Source organism: Pseudoalteromonas sp. NZS127_1, assembly GCF_015864295.1.
Classification (GTDB): Bacteria; Pseudomonadota; Gammaproteobacteria; order Enterobacterales; family Alteromonadaceae; genus Pseudoalteromonas; species Pseudoalteromonas arctica.
Map to the genome: position 1 here is coordinate 14512 of NZ_JADYXO010000018.1, position 20012 is coordinate 34523.

Consider the following 20012-nt stretch of genomic DNA (forward strand, 5'->3'; position numbering starts at 1 on the left):
AATGACCAGTGCTTGTGTTTTACACGCCTTTTTATTATGTTTACATTTAATAAAAGCTCAATACCAGCGATATAAAAACCCCAGTTACAAATAACTGCACAACACAAAATCCCATAATATCTTTTGCTTTTAAGCCTGCGATAGCAAGGACGGGTAATGCCCAAAAAGGTTGAATTAAATTAGTCCACGCATCACCCCATGCAACGGCCATTGCAACGCGAGATATATCGGCGCCTAGCTCTTGCGCTGCGGGTATTACAATGGGTGCTTGTACAGCCCATTGGCCACCGCCAGAGGGAACAAACATATTAACGAGTCCTGCACTTATAAAACTAAAAAATGGCAAGCTATCAGCATCTGCAACGGCAATAAAGCCACGTGATATCTGTTGTGCTAATCCGCTATCAACCATTACCGCCATGATGCCGGCATAAAAAGGAAATTGAATAACAATGCCAGCCCCGCTTGGAATTGCTTGTTGCAGACTGTTAAGTAAATTATGGGGTGTTTGATGCAGCGTAATAGCTAAAAACAAAAATACGGCAATAACGCTATTAAGGTTTAAGTTTCCGCCAGCAATAAAAAAGTAATAACCTAAATATGCCAAACCTAATAAGCCAATTGTCATACCGAGTAGTTTACTTTGTTCTAAATGTTGGGCGGGTCTGGTTATTGTTGTGGGCTTAGGTGTTGTCTCTTGTAAAAGAGCTGGGTCGATATATACGCTTTCTTGCTCGCTTGGCAGCATATAGCGATTAACGAGCGGCATAATAATGAATAAACCAACTAATATGGCTATATTAAAGCCCGCAAATAAAGTGTGCTCTGTACTAATAATACCAATGCTGGCCTCTGAAAAGTGACTATCGGTTGCGATAGTTAAAGGAATCGAACCGGCTAATCCGCCATGCCATACAACAAAACCTGAGTAAGCGCTGGCTACTAATAATCGATAATCTACACGAGTATGTTTAGCAATTGCTTTGGCAAAAAGAGCACCAATAACTAAGCCAAATCCCCAATTTATCCAGCTCGCTAAAAGCGAAATAAGCGTTACCAATATAATTGCTTTAGGTGCTGTATTTGCGAGTGTTGCTAGTTTTTCTAATAACTTACTTATAGGTGGCGTACTTGCCAACATGTAGCCTGTAATTAACACTAGTAGCATTTGCATAGCAAAACTTAATAAGTTCCAAAATCCACCTCCCCACGCTTGTAATACTTCAATGTTGGTTGCGGTTGTAAATAAGCTCGCACTAATAAGAGTAATTATTGTAAGTAAAATTACAAATATAAAAGGGTCGGGAAGATAGCGCTCTACAATTTTAGTAAAAGGGCGGGCTATTTTATTAAGCATAAGCACAACTGTTTTGGTTATTATTTTAACGCTAATTAATCATGAAAAATCACCATTGGCAAACAGCATTTAGTCTTATATTTGTGGTTAAAAGCTTAAACATTGCTTAAAAGCATCGCTTACAGTAACGTACTGTTTATAGATAATTTACTAACGAAGACTTTGTATTATGCCGGTGATATTTAAAAGGCTAGCGTTACTTGTTCGCGCTCATATAGATCAGTTGAGTTGGCAAGCAGTGGCATTAGCTATTTTGACTCATATGCTATTAACATGGAGCTTACTATTTATAGCGAATGAGAAAGCGTTAACCTCGCTTACTACCTTTTTTTACTATTACACAGTAACAACATCAACAGTGGGATATGGTGACTTTAGTCCAACTACTGATCTTGGTCGTTGGGTGGTAGCATTAATACAAATTCCATTTGGTTTAGCTTTATTTGGTGTTTTGCTAGGAAAAGCAGGACAAACTGTTACTTACTTAATTAGGCGCGCTATGACTGGTGATAAAAACTTTGCCCACAGTAACCACCATATTATTATTTTTGGTTGGCACGACACTCGTACAAAAAAGATGATTGATTACATTTTGGCAGATACGAAACGTACTGACCGTCGTATTTTACTCGCGGTAACAGAGCAAATGGATCATCCTTTTTTAGCTAACGAAAGCGTTGATTTTGCACGTTTAACGAGTTTTACAAATTTAGCTGAACTAGAGCGGGTAGCTATTCGTAGTGCTGATAAGGTGATTATTGATGGTCAAGATGACGACCAGACATTTACGACAGCCCTGCGCATAAGTCGCTTAGTAAAAGATGATTGTCATATAAGTGCTCACTTTTTAGATGAAACTAAAGTTGAGATGATGTTAGAGCATTGCCAAAATGTAGAATGTAGTAGTGCAAAATCAGCTGAGATATTAGTACGCTCAATGCAAGATCCAGGTTCGAGCCGTGTGCAAGAGGAGCTGCTATCTACTTTGCACGGCGATACACAATTTAGCTTGAAAGTACCAAGTGGCTGCAAAGATATGGAGTTTGGTACTTTGTTTCATCATTTTAAGCTTGAGCATGATGCAATACTGTTAGGTGTTGCCCATAATTTAAGTGCGCAAAATATGGATTTAAACCCACCATTAGATTACAAAGTAAGTGAAGGCGATATTTTGCACTATATATCGGTAGATCGAGTATTAAGTAGTGAAGTAGACTGGTCGAGCCTAGAAAAATAATGAATGAAGTTGTATTTTTAATTGTTGTTTTAAGTGCTTACATATTACCTGTCGTTATTGTACTCAACAGTAAGCGTACACAGGGTCATGAAAAGAATGGCTGGCTAATGGGAATCATTATATTTTCTTGGTTAGGTTTAATGATGTACTTTACCATTGTGCCCAAGCATAGGCACAAAAAGAAAAAGGCTAAATAGAGTAGTTAGCCTTTATAGCCGTTTTAGTTGGAATAATTACTCTTCCAACTGTTTGAGTTTATGCTCAATTAGAGGGTCGTCAGGTAGAAGTTGCTGGGCGACTTCTAATAGCTGAATAGCATCATTAGGGTGCTCATCTTGGTGCTTAAGTGCCACATCTATTAATGGCTGAATATCAATTTTTGCTTGATGCTCTTGTACATACACTTCTTTTTCATCAGCTAAAATTTTATGCGCTGTACTCAATAATGCTAAACGATGGGGGGAGTCTGCATTAGCCGTATTGAGACTTTGATAATAATCTTCTTTTAAGCGTAAGGTTTTGGTTTGCAGGCGAAACTGTGCAATATCGATTTGCTGATGTTGAATGAAATCAACGGCTACTTGCTTATAAAACCCAAACTTATTCAAATATGTAGCGTGTGTGCCATGTCCCATACCAAATACTCGCAAGTGAGTTAACTGCTTATAGCGCTTGGCGTGCATTCGGTCTATACGATTAGTAGGATCGTAAATAATATAGCCTTGGGCATCTCCTAAATCTAGATCGTGATAATCTTGTTGCCAGTCAAACTGCTGAGCTATATCGGTACTAGAGCGGTCATCCCAGGGTACTAATTCTTTATTTTTAGTACTTACCGGGTGAAAGAACAGTACTTGGTTTAGCTTTAATAGTTTAGCAAAAGCGCCAACAGCAAATCCGCCACGGCTTAAGCCATAGCCTAATCGACAATTAAACGGCGTAAGTAATGTTGATAATTGCTCGAGAAAAAAGATTAAATTACGATTACGAAACCAATTACTTTTACCTAAATGCTGAAAAGCGATTACGTTTACGTTTTGTTTTTGAGCCAAGTGATAACCCCATGGTGCAAAATCAGGGTGAAGATCTTGCTCTTGCACGTTAGTGCCTGCGGGTGAAAAGGTAAAAAGCAGGGGCTTATTAACGTCAACAAAATCATACTTAACAAATACATCGCCGAGTAAATCACTACCCGTCATGGGTAATCGAGTTTGTTGCTCATTGCGCGGGAGAGTTAACCATTCATCTAACCAATACAGTAATTTCATTAATCCTCCAGCTATAAGTCAGCATAGATCATATCAAACTCAATGAAATTAGGTCAAACCGAGAGGGTGTTACTGCGCCATTTTGATTATTTCATCCCAGTCATTTTTAGTAACAGGCATTATTGATAGTCGTCCGCCTTTTTTAAGTGCGATTTCAGTAATGTTATTATTGGCTTTAATATCTTTAAGGCTAATTAATTTTTTTAAATGGCTTTGATAAGTAACTTCAACAACAACCCAGCGTGGTTTGTCGCTGGTGGCTTTTGCATCGTAATAGTCGCTACTTAAATCAAATTGAGTGGGATCTGGGTAGGCTTCTTTTGTAACCTCGGCAATACCCGCTACACCTACGTGTTTACAGCTTGAATGATAAATCATCACTGAATCACCGACCTTAACGCCATCACGCATGAAGTTTCGCGCTTGGTAATTACGCACGCCTTCCCAAAGAGTCGTTTGTTTTGGTGCGTTTTTTAAATCATCTAATGAAAACGCATCGGGTTCAGTTTTAAATAGCCAGTAAGCCATAACAGTATTCCTAACAAATATTTACTTCCCACTATTGTATAGTATCATTTGGATATTAGGGTAATGAGGAAGAAGTAATGAGCCAAGTATTAGATGATTTATTGTCGTTGTTAACACTTGAAGAAATTGAGCAAGGTTTATATCGAGGACAAAGCCAAGATTTAGGCTTTGGTGCTGTGTTTGGCGGTCAAGTTATGGGGCAGGCGCTTTCTGCCGCTAAAGAAACTCTACCTGAGGGGCGTATAGTTCACTCATTACATTCTTACTTTTTACGCCCAGGCGATCCAGCTAAACCGATTGTTTATGATGTAGAAACTATTCGCGATGGAAAGAGCTTTAGTACTCGCCGAGTAAAAGCGATTCAGTACGGTAAGCCAATTTTTTATATGACAGCGTCGTTTCAGGGTGAAGAAAATGGTTTGTCGCATCAAGCAACAATGCCTGATGTACCCGCACCTGAAGACCTGCGTTCATCGCTTGAGTTTTATCAAGAAAATGCTGCGCATATTCCAGAGGTGATCCGTAATAAGTTTACGCGTGAAATGCCGATTGAAATGCGACCAGTTACTTTTCATAATCCATTTAAACCAGAAGCTATGGAGCCGGTAAAGCATATTTGGTTTAAAGCTAATGGTGAAATGCCAGACGATCAACGCATTCATAATTATTTACTTGCTTATGCGTCTGACTTTGAGTTTTTGCCAACTGCATTACAGCCACATGGTGTATCGTTTATGCAGCCAAATATGCAAGTAGCGACTATTGATCATGCAATGTGGTTTCATCGCCCATTTAGAATGGATGATTGGATTTTGTATTCAATTGATAGTCCAAGTGCGAGTAATGGGTGTGGTTTGGTACGCGGGCAGTTTTTTGATCGCCAAGGCAACTTGGTTGCCTCAACAATGCAAGAAGGGGTTATGCGTCAGCGCTAACCCCCTTTTATAGATATAGTGCTAGTTACACTGATCTTGTACTATATCGCTGATTGACTGCCAGACGCGTGCTGGCAGTAATGTTTTAAGGTGTGCATAGGTTTCACAAAGTTGTGTACTACCTACTAAGCCCTTATCACCTTCTGTTATTAATGATTCACCACGCAAGTTTTCAATAAAACTAACAAGTACTTTTTTGTCAAAAAATTCGGGTGTTTTAATACCATGCAGTGTGCCTAAACGTTGCGCTAACACTTGGCTTTCTCGCTCTAACTCAGCTTTTTCAATGCCATCACTTGTTTGAATAAAACCAATCACAATAGCGTATCGTTGCAGAGTAAAGCTAAGTGCTCGCCCAAGCATCTCTAGCTTAGCTAAGCAGTCATTACCGTTTGTTATATGAATATTGTCACCATCAAACTCAATTAAGTTTTGATCTGCAAAGTTCGCTAAAATACGTGTAATGTAGTTTTCATCAAGAGGCTGTAAATACCATTCTTTAGCAAATAACGGATAAAACGTTTTTACAAGTTGCTGGCATTGCTCAATAGTTGTGCTGTGTTGTTTAAATAGATGTAGTGCAATTAAGCTTGGTACTGCAAACAAGTGTAAAATGTTGTTTCGGTAGTAATTAAACAGTACTTTTTCTTTATCGCTAATAGTAATAATTTCGCCAAATTCATCACTGATAACTTCAAACTTATTCAGCTTTAATGCATGCGTTAGTAATTGCTCTGGTGTTTCGTCTGGCGCGGTTACTTTATCGCTATAGCTTGCATCGCGTTGTAAACGCAGGTAAAAATCAAGTTGTGCTAATAGCTTTGGTTTGCTCAATGCTTGTTTATCGTTAACCAGCAATATCATCGCTAGTAAGTTAACCGCATTAAGCGCCGCCGCATTATTAATTTTAACCATCACTTGGTCGGCAAGCTTAGTTACTTGTGGCGCTAACCATTGCGGCTTTTGCACGTCGGTTGGGTGTATTGAATCACGCCAATCTGGTTGGTTATCGTTTAAATATTGGTTTATAGAGATTGGGTCACCAAAGTTTAAATTACCACGACCGTAGTTTTTAAGGTTTTTGATTGCCTTAAAAATTCCAAAAATAGATTCGCCTTTTTTATCTTTACCATCTAGTTCTTTAAGATAAGTATTAATTTCCATTACATGCTCATAGCCAATATACACAGGAACAATAGATATAGGTCTGTCTATTCCGCGTAGCATGGCTTGTAAGGTCATTGAGAGCATGCCGGTTTTAGGCGGTAGCAAACGCCCAGTGCGGCTTCGTCCGCCTTCTGTATAAAACTTAACAGAGTAGCCTTTAATAAATAGCTGGCTTAAATACTCTTTAAATATGGCTGAGTAAAGCTTATTACCGGCAAACGAGCGACGAATAAAAAATGCACCTGAGCGTCTAAATATACCGCCAGCAGGGAAAAAATTAAGATTTACACCCGCAGCAATATGCGGTGGTACTAAACCTAAATGATAAATAGAGTAGGTAAGCAGTAAGTAGTCCATGTGGCTACGATGACAAGGCATATAAATAATTTCATGACCTTTATCGGTTAGCTCATGAATTTGTTCAGCATGTTTAATGTCTATACCGTTATAAAGCTTATTCCACAACCAGGTTAAAAACCTTTCAGCTACACGTATCATCGCCTCAGAGTAATTAGCCGCTATTTCATCAAGTAGCTTAAGTGCATTTTGGCGCGCTTCGGTTTGACTGATATTTTTAGCTTTAGCTTCATCTTGAATTGCTTTTTTTATTGTAGGTGATGCTAATAATGAATTAAATAATTGCTCGCGAGAGGGCATTTTAGGGCCCGTAGCTGCAAGTTTTTGACGCTTAAAATGTACACGTGCAACACGTAACAACTTATGTGGTAATTCACTTACGTCTGCTTTCTCATTCACTAACAGCGATAAGTCGAGAGGCTGACTAAAGCGAATAAAGTTATCGCGACCTGAAAACAACACGACAAAAATCTTTCTAAACCAGCTAGGAGTTAGGGAGTGCGTGATTAAAGTGCGCAATCCTGGCTTTTCTTTGCCTGGGTCGCGTCCCCATAAAATAGTTACCGGAACAACTTGTACATTTTGCTGTCCGCTTTGTATGAGGTACTCAATAATTTGCTTACCTTGAGCTAAAGCATTGGTTGGCTTAGCTTCATCACCAAACAGTGGCGGCGGGTTTTTAATGCCAATAAAGCGGTCTAAATTTTGGTTGCCTAATACTTGCTCTTCGGTTGGACTAGGTAGGCCATTTTTTTTACAAGCATGTGCAAGGGCGGCTAAATCAAATCGCGAATTTAGGCGCACTATATAAAATGTAGGATACTCAGGGTTTAGATCATACTGTTTAATAGGATTTTCTGGCAGCACTTTGCTTTTCACAAATAAGCGGCTAAATCCAGCAGACATAACATTTAAACAATAATTAAAAATACGCATCGACTCACCATATTGAGAGTATTAAGGGCAAAATTAGCGCAGTAGGATACCATAATATCTAAAAATCACTTAGTTTGCGTAATTAAGGTGTTAACTTGTTTATTGACTAGCAAGTAGAGCTATTAGTTCAAGTATAGCGAATAAGCATTTATGGGCGCTTATTTAATCAAATTTACAGCCATTGCATTGTTTCTAAATAGTTGTTGCATTTATCACCAATACCTCTATAATACGCAGGCTTTCAAAATTCCTCTGGGAATTAGAAAGGATAAATTAAGCTTGGATTTCAAGCTAATAAACAGGAGTTCCGATTTGGAACTCAACGTAGATATAATCAAACAGCCGGCATCTTAAGTTTTAAGATTGTTTCGGTCGTTTTTTTATGCTCTTTTATATGCTCTTTATATTGAGGTTAAGAATGTCAAATCAACGCATTCGTATTCGCCTAAAAGCTTTTGACCACCGTTTGATTGACCAATCAACGGCAGAAATCGTGGAAACTGCGAAACGCACTGGCGCACAAGTACGTGGACCAATTCCACTACCTACACGCTTTGAACGTTTTACTGTACTAACTTCACCGCACGTTAATAAAGATGCGCGTGATCAGTACGAGATCCGCACCCATAAACGTCTGATTGACATCGTAGAACCAACTGACAAGACTGTAGACGCGCTTATGCGTTTAGATCTTGCTGCTGGTGTTGATGTTCAAATCAGCCTGGGTTAATCGAAAGATTAGAGAGGTTTTAGGAAAATGGCATTAGGTCTAGTCGGTCGTAAAGTGGGTATGACACGAATCTTCACTGAAGATGGTGTATCTATCCCTGTGACAGTTATTGAAGCGACACCTAACCGCATTGCTCAGATCAAATCTGACGCAACAGACGGTTATAACGCGCTTCAAGTAACCGCAGGCACTAAAAAAGCAAGTCGTGTAAACAAAGCTAAAGCGGGTCATTTCGCTAAAGCTGGTGTTGAAGCGGGTCGCGGTCTGTGGGAATTCCGCCTTAACGGTGGTGAAGGCGATTTTGAAGTAGGCGCTGAGCTTACTGTTGAATTATTCAACGAAATCAACAAGGTTGACGTAACCGGTACTTCTAAAGGTAAAGGTTTCCAAGGTGGTGTTAAGCGCTGGAATTTCAGCATGCAAGACGCTACACATGGTAACTCTCTATCTCACCGTGCTCCTGGTTCAATCGGTCAAAACCAATCACCTGGTAAGGTGTTTAAAGGTAAGAAAATGGCCGGTCATATGGGTGCTGAGCGTGTAACGACTCAAAACTTAGAACTAGTTCGCGTTGACGCTGAGCGTAATTTGCTTTTAGTTAAGGGTGCAGTACCTGGAGCTATTGGCGGTGACGTTATCGTTAAACCAGCTGTTAAAGCATAAGTCCTGGAGATTTAGTGATGGAATTAGCAATTAAAGACGCTTCTGGCGGTCTTGAAGTTTCTGAAGCTACTTTTGGACGTGAGTTTAACGAAGCATTAGTACATCAAGTAGTTGTTGCATACGCAGCAGGCGCTCGTCAAGGTACTCGTGCTCAGAAGACACGTTCTGAAGTAAGCGGTGGTGGTAAAAAACCATGGGCTCAAAAAGGTACTGGCCGTGCACGTGCCGGTACAATCCGTAGCCCAATTTGGCGTTCAGGTGGCGTTAGCTTTGCAGCTAAACCACAAGACCACAGCCAAAAAGTAAACCGTAAAATGTACCGTGGTGCGATTAAAAGCATCTTATCTGAATTAGTTCGTCAAGAGCGTTTAATCGTTGTTGAAAGTTTTGCTCTAGCAGCACCAAAAACTAAAGAACTAGTTGCTAAGCTTAAAGAACTTGAGCTTAAAGATGTTCTTATCGTGACTGAAGAAGTAGATGAAAATCTTTTCTTATCGGCACGTAACCTTTATAAGGTTGACACACGTGATGTAGCTGGTATCGATCCTGTAAGCTTAATTGCTTTCGATAAGGTACTTATTACAGCCGCTGCTGTTAAGCAACTTGAGGAGGCGCTAGCATGATTCGCGAAGAACGTCTTTTAAAAGTGATCCTTGCTCCACATATCTCTGAAAAAAGCACAATTGCTGCTGAAGAAAACAATACTATTGTTTTTAAAGTAGTAAATGACGCAACTAAAGCTGAAATTAAAGTAGCAGTTGAGAAGCTTTTTGAAGTAGAAGTAACTGGTGTTCGCACACTTAACGTTAAGGGTAAAACAAAACGTACTGGCGCACGTTTCGGTCGTCGTAGCGACTGGAAGAAAGCTTACGTTACTCTTAAAGAAGGCAGCGAGCTAGACTTTGTCGGCGGCGCCGAGTAATAAGGGGATAGAATTATGGCACTTCAAAAGTGTAAGCCTACTTCTGCGGGCCGTCGTCACCTAGTTAAAGTGGTTAACTCTGATCTACATAAGGGTAAGCCATACGCACCACTTTTAGAGAAAAACTCTAAATCAGGTGGTCGTAATAACAATGGTCGTATTACGGTTCGTCATATCGGTGGTGGTCATAAACAACACTACCGTTTAATCGATTTTAAACGTACTAAAGATGGCATTCCAGCTACTGTTGAACGTTTAGAATACGATCCAAATCGTAGCGCAAACATCGCTCTTGTATTATATGCAGACGGTGAGCGTCGTTACATTATCGCACCTAAAGGCTTAAAAGCTGGCGATGCAATCCAGTCTGGTGTTGATGCACCAATCAAACCTGGTAATGCATTACCAATGCGTAATATGCCTGTAGGTTCGACTGTTCACAACGTAGAATTAAAACCAGGTAAAGGTGCTCAAATAGCACGTTCTGCTGGTGCATACGTTCAAATCCTTGCTCGTGATGGTCAATATGTAACATTACGTCTTCGTTCAGGCGAAGTTCGTAAAGTTGAATCTGATTGTCGTGCGACTCTAGGTGAAGTAGGCAATGCTGAGCATATGCTTCGTTCACTTGGTAAAGCAGGTGCAAATCGCTGGCGTGGTATTCGTCCGACAGTTCGTGGTGTTGCCATGAACCCGGTAGATCACCCACACGGTGGTGGTGAAGGTCGTACATCTGGTGGTCGTCATCCTGTGTCTCCATGGGGTAAACCGACTAAAGGTGCGAAGACGCGTAAGAACAAGCGTACGGATAAATTTATAGTACGTCGTCGTACTAAGTAATATTGAGGAATAGCCATGCCACGCTCTCTCAAGAAGGGTCCTTTTATAGACCTACACTTGCTGAAGAAGGTAGAGAAAGCTTTGGAAAGCGGTGAGAAAAAGCCAATTAAAACTTGGAGCCGTCGTTCAATGATCATACCTAACATGATCGGATTGACCATTGCTGTCCATAATGGTCGCCAGCACGTACCAGTTTTCGTTTCTGACGAAATGATCGGTCACAAACTAGGTGAATTTGCACCAACTCGCACTTACCGTGGCCATGCTGCGGATAAGAAAGCGAAGAAACGATAAGAGGGGAAGATAAATGCAAGCATTAGCTAAACATAAATTCGCCTCTGGTTCGGCGCAAAAAGCACGTCTAGTTGCAGATCAGATCCGCGGGTTACCTGTAGATCGCGCACTAGAAATCCTGGCGTACAGCCCTAAGAAAGCCGCTGTATTAGTTAAGAAAGTACTTGAGTCTGCTATTGCTAACGCAGAGCATAACGAAGGTGCTGACATTGATGAGCTTCGTATAACAACGATCTTTGTGGACGATGGTCCTACAATGAAACGTATTATGCCTCGTGCTAAAGGACGCGCAGACCGCATCCTTAAGCGTACAAGCCATATCACTGTTATGGTTTCAGATAGCTAGGAGTATAAGTAATGGGACAAAAAGTTCATCCTACTGGTATTCGCCTAGGTATATCTAAACCTTGGGTTTCTACCTGGTACGCGAGTTCAAAAGATTTCTCTGCACAGCTTTTTGGCGATCACAAAGTTCGTACATTCCTTACAAAGGAATTGAAAACGGCTTCTGTGTCTAAAATCGTTATTGAGCGTCCAGCAAAATCAATCCGAGTAACAATCCACACGGCTCGTCCGGGTGTTGTTATCGGTAAAAAAGGCGAAGACGTAGAAAAATTACGTCAAGCGGTAACTAAAATCGCTGGTGTACCTGCTCAGATTAATATCTCTGAAGTACGTAAACCAGAACTAGATGCACAACTAGTAGCAGACGGCATTGCCTCTCAACTAGAACGTCGTGTTATGTTCCGTCGCGCTATGAAGCGTTCGGTACAAAATGCAATGCGCATCGGTTCTAAAGGGATTAAAGTTGAAGTTAGCGGTCGTCTTGGCGGCGCTGAAATCGCACGTTCAGAATGGTATCGTGAAGGTCGTGTACCTCTACATACTCTTCGTGCTGATATCGATTACGCAACTTCTGAAGCCTTAACCACTTATGGTATCATTGGTGTTAAAGTTTGGATCTTCAAAGGCGAAGTTATTGGTGGTTTACCACTAGTACAAGAGCAAGAGAAGCCAGCTAAACGCGCACCAAAGAAAGCCAAGAAAAGTGCTAAGTAGAGGTAGCGACTAATGTTACAGCCAAAACGTACAAAATTCCGTAAAATGCACAAAGGCCGCAACCGCGGTTTAGCGCAAAACGGTAACAAAGTAAGCTTCGGTACTTTCGGATTGAAAGCAACTGGCCGTGGCCGTATGACTGCTCGTCAAATCGAAGCAGCTCGTCGTGCTATGACGCGTCACGTGAAACGTCAAGGTAAAATCTGGATTCGTGTCTTCCCTGACAAACCGATTACAGAAAAACCTCTTGAAGTTCGTATGGGTAAAGGTAAAGGTTCTGTTGAATATTGGGTTGCTGAAATTCAGCCTGGTAAAGTACTTTACGAAATGGAAGGTGTTTCAGAAGAGCTTGCTCGTGAAGCATTCGACCTTGCTGCTCGTAAATTGCCATTCAAAACAACTTTCGTAACTCGGACGGTAATGTGATGAAAGCTAGCGAACTAAAAGACAAAAGCGTAGAAGAGCTTAATGCTGAACTTCTAGGACTACTTCGTGAGCAATTTAATATGCGCATGCAAGCTAGCACTGGTCAGTTAGCTCAGACACACACGCTAAGAACAGTACGCCGCGATATCGCGCGTGTAAAAACAGTTATTAACCAGAAGGCAGGTCAATAATGAGCGATAAAATTCGTACTCTTCAAGGCCGTGTAATCAGCGACAAGATGGAAAAATCTTTCACTATCGCTATCGCACGTTATGTGAAGCACCCAATCTATGGGAAATTCATTAAACGTACGACTAAGTTACACGTACATGACGAAAATAACACAGCAAAAGCGGGTGACGTAGTTACTATCCGTGAATGCGCACCAATTTCTAAGAATAAATCTTGGACTTTAGTAGACGTTATTTCTAGTCCAAAACAAGCTTAATTTTTTAATTAAGTTAGTTTTGTAAAAAAGCCCCGGCATTAGCTGGGGCTTTTTGTTTTTAAAGCACCTGCAAACAGTAAACTAGGATGAGCGGGTCACCTGGATTAGTCTTCTATCTGAAAATACAAAGTTATCTTGGGGAGTAGTGAGAGTTTCATTTACCAGTTACTTTTTTGCTAGCAGAACCATCTGCTGAATCAGAAGAAGTTAGATAATAAACTTACATATCTCAGTTAATTTAATGCCAATATGGGGTCATCTAATTCGTGGTGTTACTTTTCTTTTACAGTCTTTTAGTCTGAGAACTCACTTACCTTATTTTATTACAATAATACAGTTTCAAAGTATCGAAAATAGACATCCATACACAACTTTCATTATCAGCTTATCTGTTTTTTTATGTCTAAAACCTCAATTTATCGCCTTAAATTAATATTCTGGTATGATTAGCAAATATGCGCTTTTGAATGAATTTTTGAGGTAGTAATGACGCGTAGTTTTGAATTTCATTTGACTGATGAAGTAGCCACGGTCGCAATGGGTAATTGCGTTGCTGATATTATAGAGCAAGGTGCGGTTATTTATTTACATGGTGATTTAGGCGCTGGTAAAACAACGTTTACTCGAGGTGTAGTGCAAGGCTTTGGACATACAGGCAAAGTTAAAAGCCCAACGTATACACTTGTTGAACCTTATGAACTCGAGCGCGCAAATGTTTATCATTTTGATTTATACCGCTTAGGTGACCCTGAAGAACTAGAATACATGGGAATACGCGATTATTTTTCACCAGATGCAATTTGCGTTGTTGAGTGGCCAGAAAAAGGTGGTGAATTTATTCCTGTGCCTGATTTAGATATTACTCTAAGCTATATGGGTAACGAACGTAAAATTGTTATTAATAGCGCCAGTGAGCGTGGTGTAGCAATTGTCGAAAAACTAAATAACAAATAATAATATAGTTAAGGCAGTAATTATCAAATGAGCCGAGGTGTAGTTAAACTCTTTATTTACCTTATGGTTATTACCATAAGCTTGCCGCTGTGGGCCAAAAATACAATTAATAGTGTACGCGTATGGCCGTCCCCTGATAGTACGCGTGTGGTATTTGATTTAAATGATAAGCCTGACTTTAGCTATTTCATGCTTAAAAACCCAAGCCGCTTAGTAATTGATTTAGAAAACACTAGTGAATTAAAAATACTACCAGGTGTACCACCAAAACATCAAATAGTGAGCAAGCTACGCTACTCAAAACCTAAAAATAAGCACAGTGTTCGGTTAGTGTTTGAATTAAACGCACCAGTAAAGCCAGTTGTATTTGCTTTAGCGCCTACAGGCCCTTATAAAAACAGGCTCGTTGTTGATTTATACAATAAAAGCCAAGCTGCCACAGTTGTTTCTCCTGCTCAAACAGCAGCTAAAAACCGCCAGTTAAGCCAAGAGCGCGATATTGTGATTGCAATTGATGCGGGTCATGGCGGCGAAGATCCAGGTTCAATTGGTCCATCTGGCACGTACGAAAAAACAGTAACACTGCAAATTGCAAAACGTTTAGAGCGCATGATTGATGGCGAACGTGGGATGATTTCGCGCATGGTACGAAGCGGTGACTACTTTGTAAAACTTAATACGCGTACCAATCGTGCTCGTGAAAAAAAGGCCGACTTTTTTGTCTCTATTCATGCTGATGCATTTACGAGCCCGGGACCAAATGGTGCCTCTGTTTGGGTGTTGTCGTTAAGGCGTGCTAATTCAGAGATAGGTAAATGGATAGAAGATAAAGAAAAGCACTCTGAGCTTTTAGGTGGCGCTGCGGATGTAATGAAAGATGCCGCTAACGAAAAATACTTAGCGCAAGCATTACTTGATATGTCGATGGATCACTCTATGAAAACCGGCTTAAACGTAGCTGACGAAGTGGTTAAAGAGCTACGTAAAGTTGCTAAGCTGCATAAAAAAGATCCCCAACATGCGAGTCTTGCTGTACTTAAATCACCAGATATCCCATCAATTTTAGTAGAAACAGGGTTTATATCTAACCCACGAGAAGAAAAGCTGCTTAAAAGTGCTAACCATCAAGAGCGTTTGGCTAAAGCTATATTTACTTCAATTAAAAATTATTATTTAAAAAATCCACCCGATGATTCTTTATTTGCCAAATTAAAATCGCAATATCCAACAAAGCATAAAGTCCGCCCGGGTGAGTCTTTAAGTATGTTAGCGAGTCGCTATGGCATTACGGTCACTAAATTAAAACAAGTTAATAAGCTTAGCTCTAATACTTTATTTATTGGGCAAGAGCTCGATATACCGCAAAGCTAAATCATCACTAAAATATATCTGTTAGGAAATTAATGAATATTGAAATATTACCCGCGCGTTTAGCTAACCAAATTGCCGCAGGCGAAGTGGTAGAGCGCCCAGCGTCGGTAGTAAAAGAGTTGGTCGAAAACAGTTTAGATGCTGGCGCTACACGTATTCAAATAGATATAGAGCGTGGTGGTCATAAGCTTATTCGTATTCGCGACAACGGCTCAGGGATAAGTAAAGATGAGCTAACGCTTGCACTTTCTCGTCACGCTACGAGTAAATTAAAATCTCTAGATGACCTTGAAAATATTTGTTCACTTGGTTTTAGGGGCGAAGCGCTTGCGTCAATTAGCTCTGTATCGCGTTTAACGCTGAGCTCAAAACCTAAAGAGCAAGAAGCAGCCTGGCAAGCATTTGCAGAAGGTCGCGATATGGCCGTGCAAGTAAAGCCTGTAGCGCACCCTGATGGCACAACGATTGAAGTAAAAGATTTATTTTTTAATACCCCAGCAAGGCGTAAGTTTTTACGCACCGAAAAGACTGAATTTAGCCACATTGATGAGTTGATAAAGCGTATTGCGCTTAGTCGCTTTGATGTCTCTATTACACTAACTCACAACGAAAAAGTAGTAAGGCAGTATCGTGCGAAGACAGATCCCTCTCAGGCTATTACACGTGTAGCGCAAGTTGCAGGTAAGGCTTTTGCTGAGCAAGGTCTGCATATTCAATCAGGAGAGGGTGGCTTACAGCTGCATGGTTGGGTACTGCCTGTAGGTTCAGCTAATACGACTCAGTATACTTATGTTAATAATCGTATGATGCGCGATAAACTTATTCTGCATGCTATACGCCAAGCATTTGAAGAAGTAAGTGGAACACAAGAATTACCCGGTTTTGTCATTTATATTGATATAGACCCTCGCCAGGTTGATGTAAATGTTCATCCAGCTAAGCATGAAGTGCGCTTTCATCAAGGGCGCTTAATTCATGATTTTATATTGCAAGCGATTAAGCAGGTAGTAGTACCACTGCAAGGCGAATTTAGTAATGCACCGGTGAACACCGAAACTGAGTCCTCGCCAGCGTCCATGAGAACAACGCATAGCATTGCTAATAATATTCAGAGCGAAGCCGTGTTTGATTACCCTAAATCGCAATTACAGCCCTCTTATTCTGGAAGTGCTGGTAGCTCATCATCAGGCACTAGAACTGGTGGAGGTAATGGGGGATATCGGGCTACACCAAGTACGAGCCATCATGATGTAAACGCGTTTTATCAAGGTGTGAGTGAGCAACACGCTGCGCATTTTGATAATGTAGCAAACATACCCGTAGCACAACACCAGTTAGAGTCTGCGCATAATGTTTTAAAGACAGTTTCAATCATCAGTGTTAATGAAGGTGCGTGTGTATTTAGTGTTGAGCAGCAATTGTATTGCTCACATTTCAAATATGCATTGGTAGATGATTGGCATAATCAAATTAAAGAGTCCGGAAGTTTAGAAGGGAAAGCCCTTTTGCTGCCCGTAAGAGTAAACTTATCAAAAGAAGATTGCTTACTTATAGAAGCTCAGCAATCGTGGTTTACTTTACTTGGTTTTGAACTCGTAATAGAAAAACAGTTTGTAATGGTTAAAAAATTGCCAGCGTGCTTATATTTACTTGATGTAAGTACAGCGATAGGTGAGCTACTTGATGGGTGTAAAGCAGATCTTGAAAATATAGAGAATTGGTTAGAGTGGCAGATAAAATGTGTACCTCCCCGGTTTTATTTAAGCAATGTGTTTTTAGCGCAACAAATGCGCTTACAAAATAATCCGCAAACTATTGAACGCTTACGCGAAAAAGCAGTTAAAATAGAGCTAAATCACTATTTAATGCAATTAGATTAAGGTATCAGTGTTGAGTAATTTACCAGTCATATTTTTAATGGGTCCAACTGCTGCTGGTAAAACAGCATTGGCAATCTCACTGTGCGAGCATTTAAATACAGAAATAATCAGCGTTGATTCAGCGTTAGTGTATAAAGATATGAACATTGGTACTGCAAAACCCGATGCAGAAGAACTTGCTAAAGCTCCGCATCATCTGATCGACTTACTTGACCCGAGTGAAACATATTCAGTTGCTGATTTTAGGCGCGATGCAGTACAAAAAATTGACGAATTTCATAGACAAGGTAAAGTGCCTGTATTGGTTGGAGGTACAATGTTGTACTTTAAATCTTTAATTGATGGTTTATCGCCTTTGCCTGAAGCAGATACAGTAATAAGATCAGAGCTAGAAGCACAAGCTAAAGAATTTGGCTGGCCTCATTTATATAAAGAATTAGTTAAAGTTGACCCAAAAGCAGCCGAAAAAATAAGTGAGAATGACTCACAAAGAATTAATCGAGCTTTAGAGGTTTACAGGTTAACTGGTAAGACCATGACTGAGTTGCAAAAGCAAAAACAGCCGGCTTTACCTTATACTTTTCATCAATTTGCGATTGCACCGCAAGAACGTAGCGAATTACATCGCCGAATTGAAGAAAGGTTTAAAATAATGATTGATCAGGGGTTTGAAAATGAAGTTTCGACCCTATATCTACGTAAGGATTTACACCCCAATATGCCTTCTATTCGTTGTGTTGGTTATAGACAAATGTGGGATTACCTTGCGGGTGAAACAAGCCATGATGAAATGGTTTTTCGTGGCATCGCAGCAACACGTCAATTGGCAAAACGTCAGTTAACGTGGCTTCGTAGCTGGCCTGATGTTACTTGGTTAACAACGGGTGACGAAGAAAACTTGCATCGTGTAGTAAGTTCGCTAAGCTAGTAGTAGTTGAATATTGTTTTTTATCAAATAAGTTCAGCCACTTAATTATAATAACACCTAGAACGAAGGAACAATAACATGGCAAAAGGCCAATCGTTACAAGACCCATTTTTGAATGCACTACGACGTGAGCGCATTCCAGTATCAATCTTTTTGGTAAATGGCATAAAATTACAAGGCAAAATTCAGTCATTTGACCAATTTGTTATTTTACTAGAGAACACCGTAAATCAAATGGTTTATAAGCATGCAATTTCAACAGTTGTCCCTGCTCGCGCAGTTAACTTCCAAGCAGTTCAAGGGAGTGAAGACACTGAAGAACCAGAAGCTGGTAACTTTTAATTAGGAGCATAATGTTTGTTTGACCGCTATGAATCCGGCGAACAGGCAATTTTAGTTCATATCGACTTACCTAAAGAAGGGGATCGTGAAGATCTTCATGAATTAGAAATGTTGGTATCTTCTGCTGGTGTTAGTAGTTTGGCGGTTGTGCAAGGCAGCCGTCAAGCACCACATCCGAAACTATTCGTCGGTACCGGTAAAGCAGAAGAAATAGCTGAGATTGTCAAAATCCACAATGCAGATGTCGTAATTTTCAATCATCAACTCAGGCCGTCACAAGAGCGTAATTTAGAGCGTGTTTGTCAGTGTCGTGTGCTTGATAGAACGACGCTAATTCTTGATATTTTTGCCCAACGTGCACGTACCCATGAGGGTAAGCTGCAGGTTGAATTGGCACAACTTCGCCATATGTCGACTCGATTAATTCGGGGCTGGACCCATCTTGAACGCCAAAAAGGCGGGATTGGTTTACGTGGACCTGGTGAAACCCAACTTGAAACAGATAGACGATTACTTCGTGCCCGAATTCAAAATATCCGTGCGCGTTTAGCTAAAGTAGCAGTGCAACGCGAACAAGGTAGGCGAGCTCGTACTCGTAACGAAATACCTACGGTATCGTTAGTTGGCTATACCAATGCGGGTAAATCTACATTATTTAATCGAATTACGAATTCAGATGTATACGCGGCCGATCAGTTGTTTGCAACGCTTGACCCGACTCTACGTAAGCTTGAATTAGGTGATGTTGGTCCTGTTATCTTGGCTGATACAGTGGGCTTTATTCGTCATTTACCGCACGACTTAGTTGCTGCTTTTAAAGCAACGCTAACTGAAACTCGTGAAGCTGATTTACAGTTACATGTAATTGACGCAGCAGACTCTCGTCTTCAAGAAAATATTGAACAAGTACAATCGGTGCTTAAAGAAATTGAAGCCGATGAAGTACCACAGCTATTAATTTATAATAAAATTGATGCGCTGGATAACGTAAGCCCACGTATTGATCGAGATGACGAAGGCCAACCTATAAGAGTATGGCTTAGCGCTCAGACTGGTGAAGGGTGTGAATTACTTAGTGAGGCTATTAGTGAACTGCTTGCTAAGAAGATGTTTAACGAAACATTATTTCTTACGCCATTGTATGGTCGCCTAAGGGCTGCATTGTTTAGTTTAAATGCAGTACATGAAGAGCGATTTGATGAGCAAGGTAATTGGCTGTTAGATGTTAGAATGCCAATGGTTGAGTGGAATCGTTTAATTAAAGAATTTGGTCCTGAAATTGCTGGTTTTATCAACCGTAATTAAAAATTGACGTTTTAATGTCGGTTTTTGTATGAGAAACGCGGTAGATTTGTTAGATTTAACACAAT

General features: G+C 40.4%; 24 protein-coding genes. 20 read left to right on the forward strand and 4 right to left on the reverse strand.

The window, feature by feature from the left end; translation table 11 throughout:
* Positions 1 to 46: 46 nt before the first annotated feature.
* A complete protein-coding gene (locus tag I6F50_RS15115) occupies positions 47 to 1357 on the reverse strand; it encodes a short-chain fatty acid transporter (protein WP_165740426.1) in 1311 nt (436 codons plus the stop codon).
* A 169-nt stretch (positions 1358 to 1526) separates the two neighbouring features.
* On the opposite strand from I6F50_RS15115, the gene I6F50_RS15120 reads away from it, so the two are divergent.
* Both I6F50_RS15120 and I6F50_RS15125 read left to right on the forward strand, forming a co-directional pair.
* Positions 1527 to 2594, forward strand: coding sequence for a potassium channel family protein (locus I6F50_RS15120; protein ID WP_007587041.1), 1068 nt, complete (start codon positions 1527 to 1529; stop codon positions 2592 to 2594).
* Positions 2594 to 2791 carry a PLDc N-terminal domain-containing protein gene (locus tag I6F50_RS15125; protein ID WP_007587044.1) on the forward strand — a complete coding sequence of 66 codons (198 nt, stop codon included), beginning with the start codon at positions 2594 to 2596 and terminating at the stop codon, positions 2789 to 2791. The genes I6F50_RS15120 and I6F50_RS15125 overlap by 1 nt, the downstream gene beginning before the upstream one ends.
* A 36-nt stretch (positions 2792 to 2827) precedes the next feature.
* Here I6F50_RS15125 and I6F50_RS15130 read toward each other — a convergent pair whose 3' ends face one another.
* Both I6F50_RS15130 and I6F50_RS15135 read right to left on the reverse strand, forming a co-directional pair.
* Complete coding sequence (locus I6F50_RS15130; protein ID WP_007587047.1) at positions 2828 to 3862, reverse strand: hypothetical protein; 1035 nt, start codon at positions 3860 to 3862, stop codon at positions 2828 to 2830.
* A gap of 69 nt (positions 3863 to 3931) precedes the next feature.
* Positions 3932 to 4390: an EVE domain-containing protein gene (locus I6F50_RS15135; protein WP_024592465.1), complete on the reverse strand. Its 459-nt coding sequence runs from the start codon at positions 4388 to 4390 to the stop codon at positions 3932 to 3934.
* A gap of 77 nt (positions 4391 to 4467) precedes the next feature.
* Here I6F50_RS15135 and tesB point away from each other — a divergent pair, with 77 nt between their 5' ends.
* Entirely contained in the window at positions 4468 to 5325 is an 858-nt protein-coding gene (tesB, locus tag I6F50_RS15140; protein ID WP_165740429.1) for an acyl-CoA thioesterase II, read from the forward strand.
* 21 nt (positions 5326 to 5346) lie between these two features.
* Here tesB and plsB read toward each other — a convergent pair whose 3' ends face one another.
* Complete coding sequence (plsB, locus tag I6F50_RS15145; protein ID WP_197119723.1) at positions 5347 to 7785, reverse strand: glycerol-3-phosphate 1-O-acyltransferase PlsB; 2439 nt, start codon at positions 7783 to 7785, stop codon at positions 5347 to 5349.
* Between the two features lie 418 nt (positions 7786 to 8203).
* Between plsB and rpsJ the strand changes: the two genes are divergently transcribed.
* The 17 genes from rpsJ (at position 8204) to hflX (ending at position 19947) form a co-directional block, all read left to right on the forward strand.
* Complete coding sequence (rpsJ, locus tag I6F50_RS15150; protein ID WP_002957900.1) at positions 8204 to 8515, forward strand: 30S ribosomal protein S10; 312 nt, start codon at positions 8204 to 8206, stop codon at positions 8513 to 8515.
* A gap of 27 nt (positions 8516 to 8542) precedes the next feature.
* On the forward strand, positions 8543 to 9178 hold the full coding sequence (gene rplC / locus I6F50_RS15155) for a 50S ribosomal protein L3 (protein WP_002957898.1): 636 nt from the start codon (positions 8543 to 8545) through the stop codon (positions 9176 to 9178).
* Between the two features lie 17 nt (positions 9179 to 9195).
* A complete protein-coding gene (gene rplD, locus I6F50_RS15160) occupies positions 9196 to 9801 on the forward strand; it encodes a 50S ribosomal protein L4 (RefSeq protein ID WP_002957897.1) in 606 nt (201 codons plus the stop codon).
* Positions 9798 to 10100: a 50S ribosomal protein L23 gene (gene rplW, locus I6F50_RS15165; protein WP_002957896.1), complete on the forward strand. Its 303-nt coding sequence runs from the start codon at positions 9798 to 9800 to the stop codon at positions 10098 to 10100. The genes rplD and rplW overlap by 4 nt, the downstream gene beginning before the upstream one ends.
* Before the next feature lie 15 nt (positions 10101 to 10115).
* Positions 10116 to 10940 carry a 50S ribosomal protein L2 gene (rplB, locus tag I6F50_RS15170; RefSeq protein WP_002957895.1) on the forward strand — a complete coding sequence of 275 codons (825 nt, stop codon included), beginning with the start codon at positions 10116 to 10118 and terminating at the stop codon, positions 10938 to 10940.
* A 15-nt stretch (positions 10941 to 10955) separates the two neighbouring features.
* The gene (gene rpsS / locus I6F50_RS15175) at positions 10956 to 11234 is read left to right on the forward strand and encodes a 30S ribosomal protein S19 (protein WP_004588689.1); all 279 of its coding nucleotides are present in this window, start codon (positions 10956 to 10958) and stop codon (positions 11232 to 11234) included.
* A gap of 13 nt (positions 11235 to 11247) precedes the next feature.
* On the forward strand, positions 11248 to 11580 hold the full coding sequence (gene rplV / locus I6F50_RS15180) for a 50S ribosomal protein L22 (protein WP_002957892.1): 333 nt from the start codon (positions 11248 to 11250) through the stop codon (positions 11578 to 11580).
* 11 nt (positions 11581 to 11591) lie between these two features.
* Positions 11592 to 12293 carry a 30S ribosomal protein S3 gene (gene rpsC, locus I6F50_RS15185; protein ID WP_002957891.1) on the forward strand — a complete coding sequence of 234 codons (702 nt, stop codon included), beginning with the start codon at positions 11592 to 11594 and terminating at the stop codon, positions 12291 to 12293.
* Positions 12294 to 12305: 12 nt separating this feature from the next.
* The gene (gene rplP, locus I6F50_RS15190) at positions 12306 to 12719 is read left to right on the forward strand and encodes a 50S ribosomal protein L16 (RefSeq protein WP_002957890.1); all 414 of its coding nucleotides are present in this window, start codon (positions 12306 to 12308) and stop codon (positions 12717 to 12719) included.
* On the forward strand, positions 12719 to 12910 hold the full coding sequence (rpmC, locus tag I6F50_RS15195; protein WP_002957889.1) for a 50S ribosomal protein L29: 192 nt from the start codon (positions 12719 to 12721) through the stop codon (positions 12908 to 12910). Before rplP ends, rpmC begins: the two co-directional genes overlap by 1 nt.
* Positions 12910 to 13167 carry a 30S ribosomal protein S17 gene (rpsQ, locus tag I6F50_RS15200; protein ID WP_002957888.1) on the forward strand — a complete coding sequence of 86 codons (258 nt, stop codon included), beginning with the start codon at positions 12910 to 12912 and terminating at the stop codon, positions 13165 to 13167. The genes rpmC and rpsQ overlap by 1 nt, the downstream gene beginning before the upstream one ends.
* Positions 13168 to 13653: 486 nt before the next feature.
* Positions 13654 to 14121 (forward strand): tRNA (adenosine(37)-N6)-threonylcarbamoyltransferase complex ATPase subunit type 1 TsaE, encoded by a 468-nt coding sequence (gene tsaE, locus I6F50_RS15205; RefSeq protein WP_007586392.1) that lies wholly within the window; start codon positions 13654 to 13656, stop codon positions 14119 to 14121.
* Positions 14122 to 14148: 27 nt separating this feature from the next.
* Positions 14149 to 15492 carry an N-acetylmuramoyl-L-alanine amidase gene (locus tag I6F50_RS15210; protein WP_165727098.1) on the forward strand — a complete coding sequence of 448 codons (1344 nt, stop codon included), beginning with the start codon at positions 14149 to 14151 and terminating at the stop codon, positions 15490 to 15492.
* 32 nt (positions 15493 to 15524) lie between these two features.
* Positions 15525 to 17372, forward strand: a complete 1848-nt coding sequence (gene mutL / locus I6F50_RS15215) for a DNA mismatch repair endonuclease MutL (RefSeq protein ID WP_165740848.1) — start codon at positions 15525 to 15527, stop codon at positions 17370 to 17372.
* Positions 17373 to 17382: 10 nt separating this feature from the next.
* Positions 17383 to 18300: a tRNA (adenosine(37)-N6)-dimethylallyltransferase MiaA gene (gene miaA, locus I6F50_RS15220; protein WP_007586400.1), complete on the forward strand. Its 918-nt coding sequence runs from the start codon at positions 17383 to 17385 to the stop codon at positions 18298 to 18300.
* Positions 18301 to 18378: 78 nt separating this feature from the next.
* A complete protein-coding gene (hfq, locus tag I6F50_RS15225) occupies positions 18379 to 18642 on the forward strand; it encodes an RNA chaperone Hfq (RefSeq protein WP_007586402.1) in 264 nt (87 codons plus the stop codon).
* Between the two features lie 15 nt (positions 18643 to 18657).
* Positions 18658 to 19947 (forward strand): ribosome rescue GTPase HflX, encoded by a 1290-nt coding sequence (gene hflX / locus I6F50_RS15230; protein ID WP_007586404.1) that lies wholly within the window; start codon positions 18658 to 18660, stop codon positions 19945 to 19947.
* Positions 19948 to 20012 lie beyond the last annotated feature (65 nt).

Excerpts from the sequence above, each read along its gene's own strand:
- tesB (WP_165740429.1), top strand. The coding sequence starts at position 4,468 with ATGAGCCAAGTATTAGATGATTTATTGTCGTTGTTAACACTTGAAGAA.
- rplW (WP_002957896.1), top strand. The coding sequence starts at position 9,798 with ATGATTCGCGAAGAACGTCTTTTAAAAGTGATCCTTGCTCCACATATC.
- I6F50_RS15130 (WP_007587047.1), bottom strand. The coding sequence starts at position 3,862 with ATGAAATTACTGTATTGGTTAGATGAATGGTTAACTCTCCCGCGCAAT.
- rplC (WP_002957898.1), top strand. The coding sequence starts at position 8,543 with ATGGCATTAGGTCTAGTCGGTCGTAAAGTGGGTATGACACGAATCTTC.
- rplD (WP_002957897.1), top strand. The coding sequence starts at position 9,196 with ATGGAATTAGCAATTAAAGACGCTTCTGGCGGTCTTGAAGTTTCTGAA.
- I6F50_RS15115 (WP_165740426.1), bottom strand. The coding sequence starts at position 1,357 with ATGCTTAATAAAATAGCCCGCCCTTTTACTAAAATTGTAGAGCGCTAT.
- tsaE (WP_007586392.1), top strand. The coding sequence starts at position 13,654 with ATGACGCGTAGTTTTGAATTTCATTTGACTGATGAAGTAGCCACGGTC.
- rpsC (WP_002957891.1), top strand. The coding sequence starts at position 11,592 with ATGGGACAAAAAGTTCATCCTACTGGTATTCGCCTAGGTATATCTAAA.
- plsB (WP_197119723.1), bottom strand. The coding sequence starts at position 7,785 with ATGCGTATTTTTAATTATTGTTTAAATGTTATGTCTGCTGGATTTAGC.
- I6F50_RS15125 (WP_007587044.1), top strand. The coding sequence starts at position 2,594 with ATGAATGAAGTTGTATTTTTAATTGTTGTTTTAAGTGCTTACATATTA.
- rplV (WP_002957892.1), top strand. The coding sequence starts at position 11,248 with ATGCAAGCATTAGCTAAACATAAATTCGCCTCTGGTTCGGCGCAAAAA.
- rpsJ (WP_002957900.1), top strand. The coding sequence starts at position 8,204 with ATGTCAAATCAACGCATTCGTATTCGCCTAAAAGCTTTTGACCACCGT.
- rpmC (WP_002957889.1), top strand. The coding sequence starts at position 12,719 with ATGAAAGCTAGCGAACTAAAAGACAAAAGCGTAGAAGAGCTTAATGCT.
- rpsS (WP_004588689.1), top strand. The coding sequence starts at position 10,956 with ATGCCACGCTCTCTCAAGAAGGGTCCTTTTATAGACCTACACTTGCTG.
- I6F50_RS15210 (WP_165727098.1), top strand. The coding sequence starts at position 14,149 with ATGAGCCGAGGTGTAGTTAAACTCTTTATTTACCTTATGGTTATTACC.
- rplP (WP_002957890.1), top strand. The coding sequence starts at position 12,306 with ATGTTACAGCCAAAACGTACAAAATTCCGTAAAATGCACAAAGGCCGC.
- rplB (WP_002957895.1), top strand. The coding sequence starts at position 10,116 with ATGGCACTTCAAAAGTGTAAGCCTACTTCTGCGGGCCGTCGTCACCTA.
- hfq (WP_007586402.1), top strand. The coding sequence starts at position 18,379 with ATGGCAAAAGGCCAATCGTTACAAGACCCATTTTTGAATGCACTACGA.
- mutL (WP_165740848.1), top strand. The coding sequence starts at position 15,525 with ATGAATATTGAAATATTACCCGCGCGTTTAGCTAACCAAATTGCCGCA.
- I6F50_RS15120 (WP_007587041.1), top strand. The coding sequence starts at position 1,527 with ATGCCGGTGATATTTAAAAGGCTAGCGTTACTTGTTCGCGCTCATATA.
- I6F50_RS15135 (WP_024592465.1), bottom strand. The coding sequence starts at position 4,390 with ATGGCTTACTGGCTATTTAAAACTGAACCCGATGCGTTTTCATTAGAT.
- rpsQ (WP_002957888.1), top strand. The coding sequence starts at position 12,910 with ATGAGCGATAAAATTCGTACTCTTCAAGGCCGTGTAATCAGCGACAAG.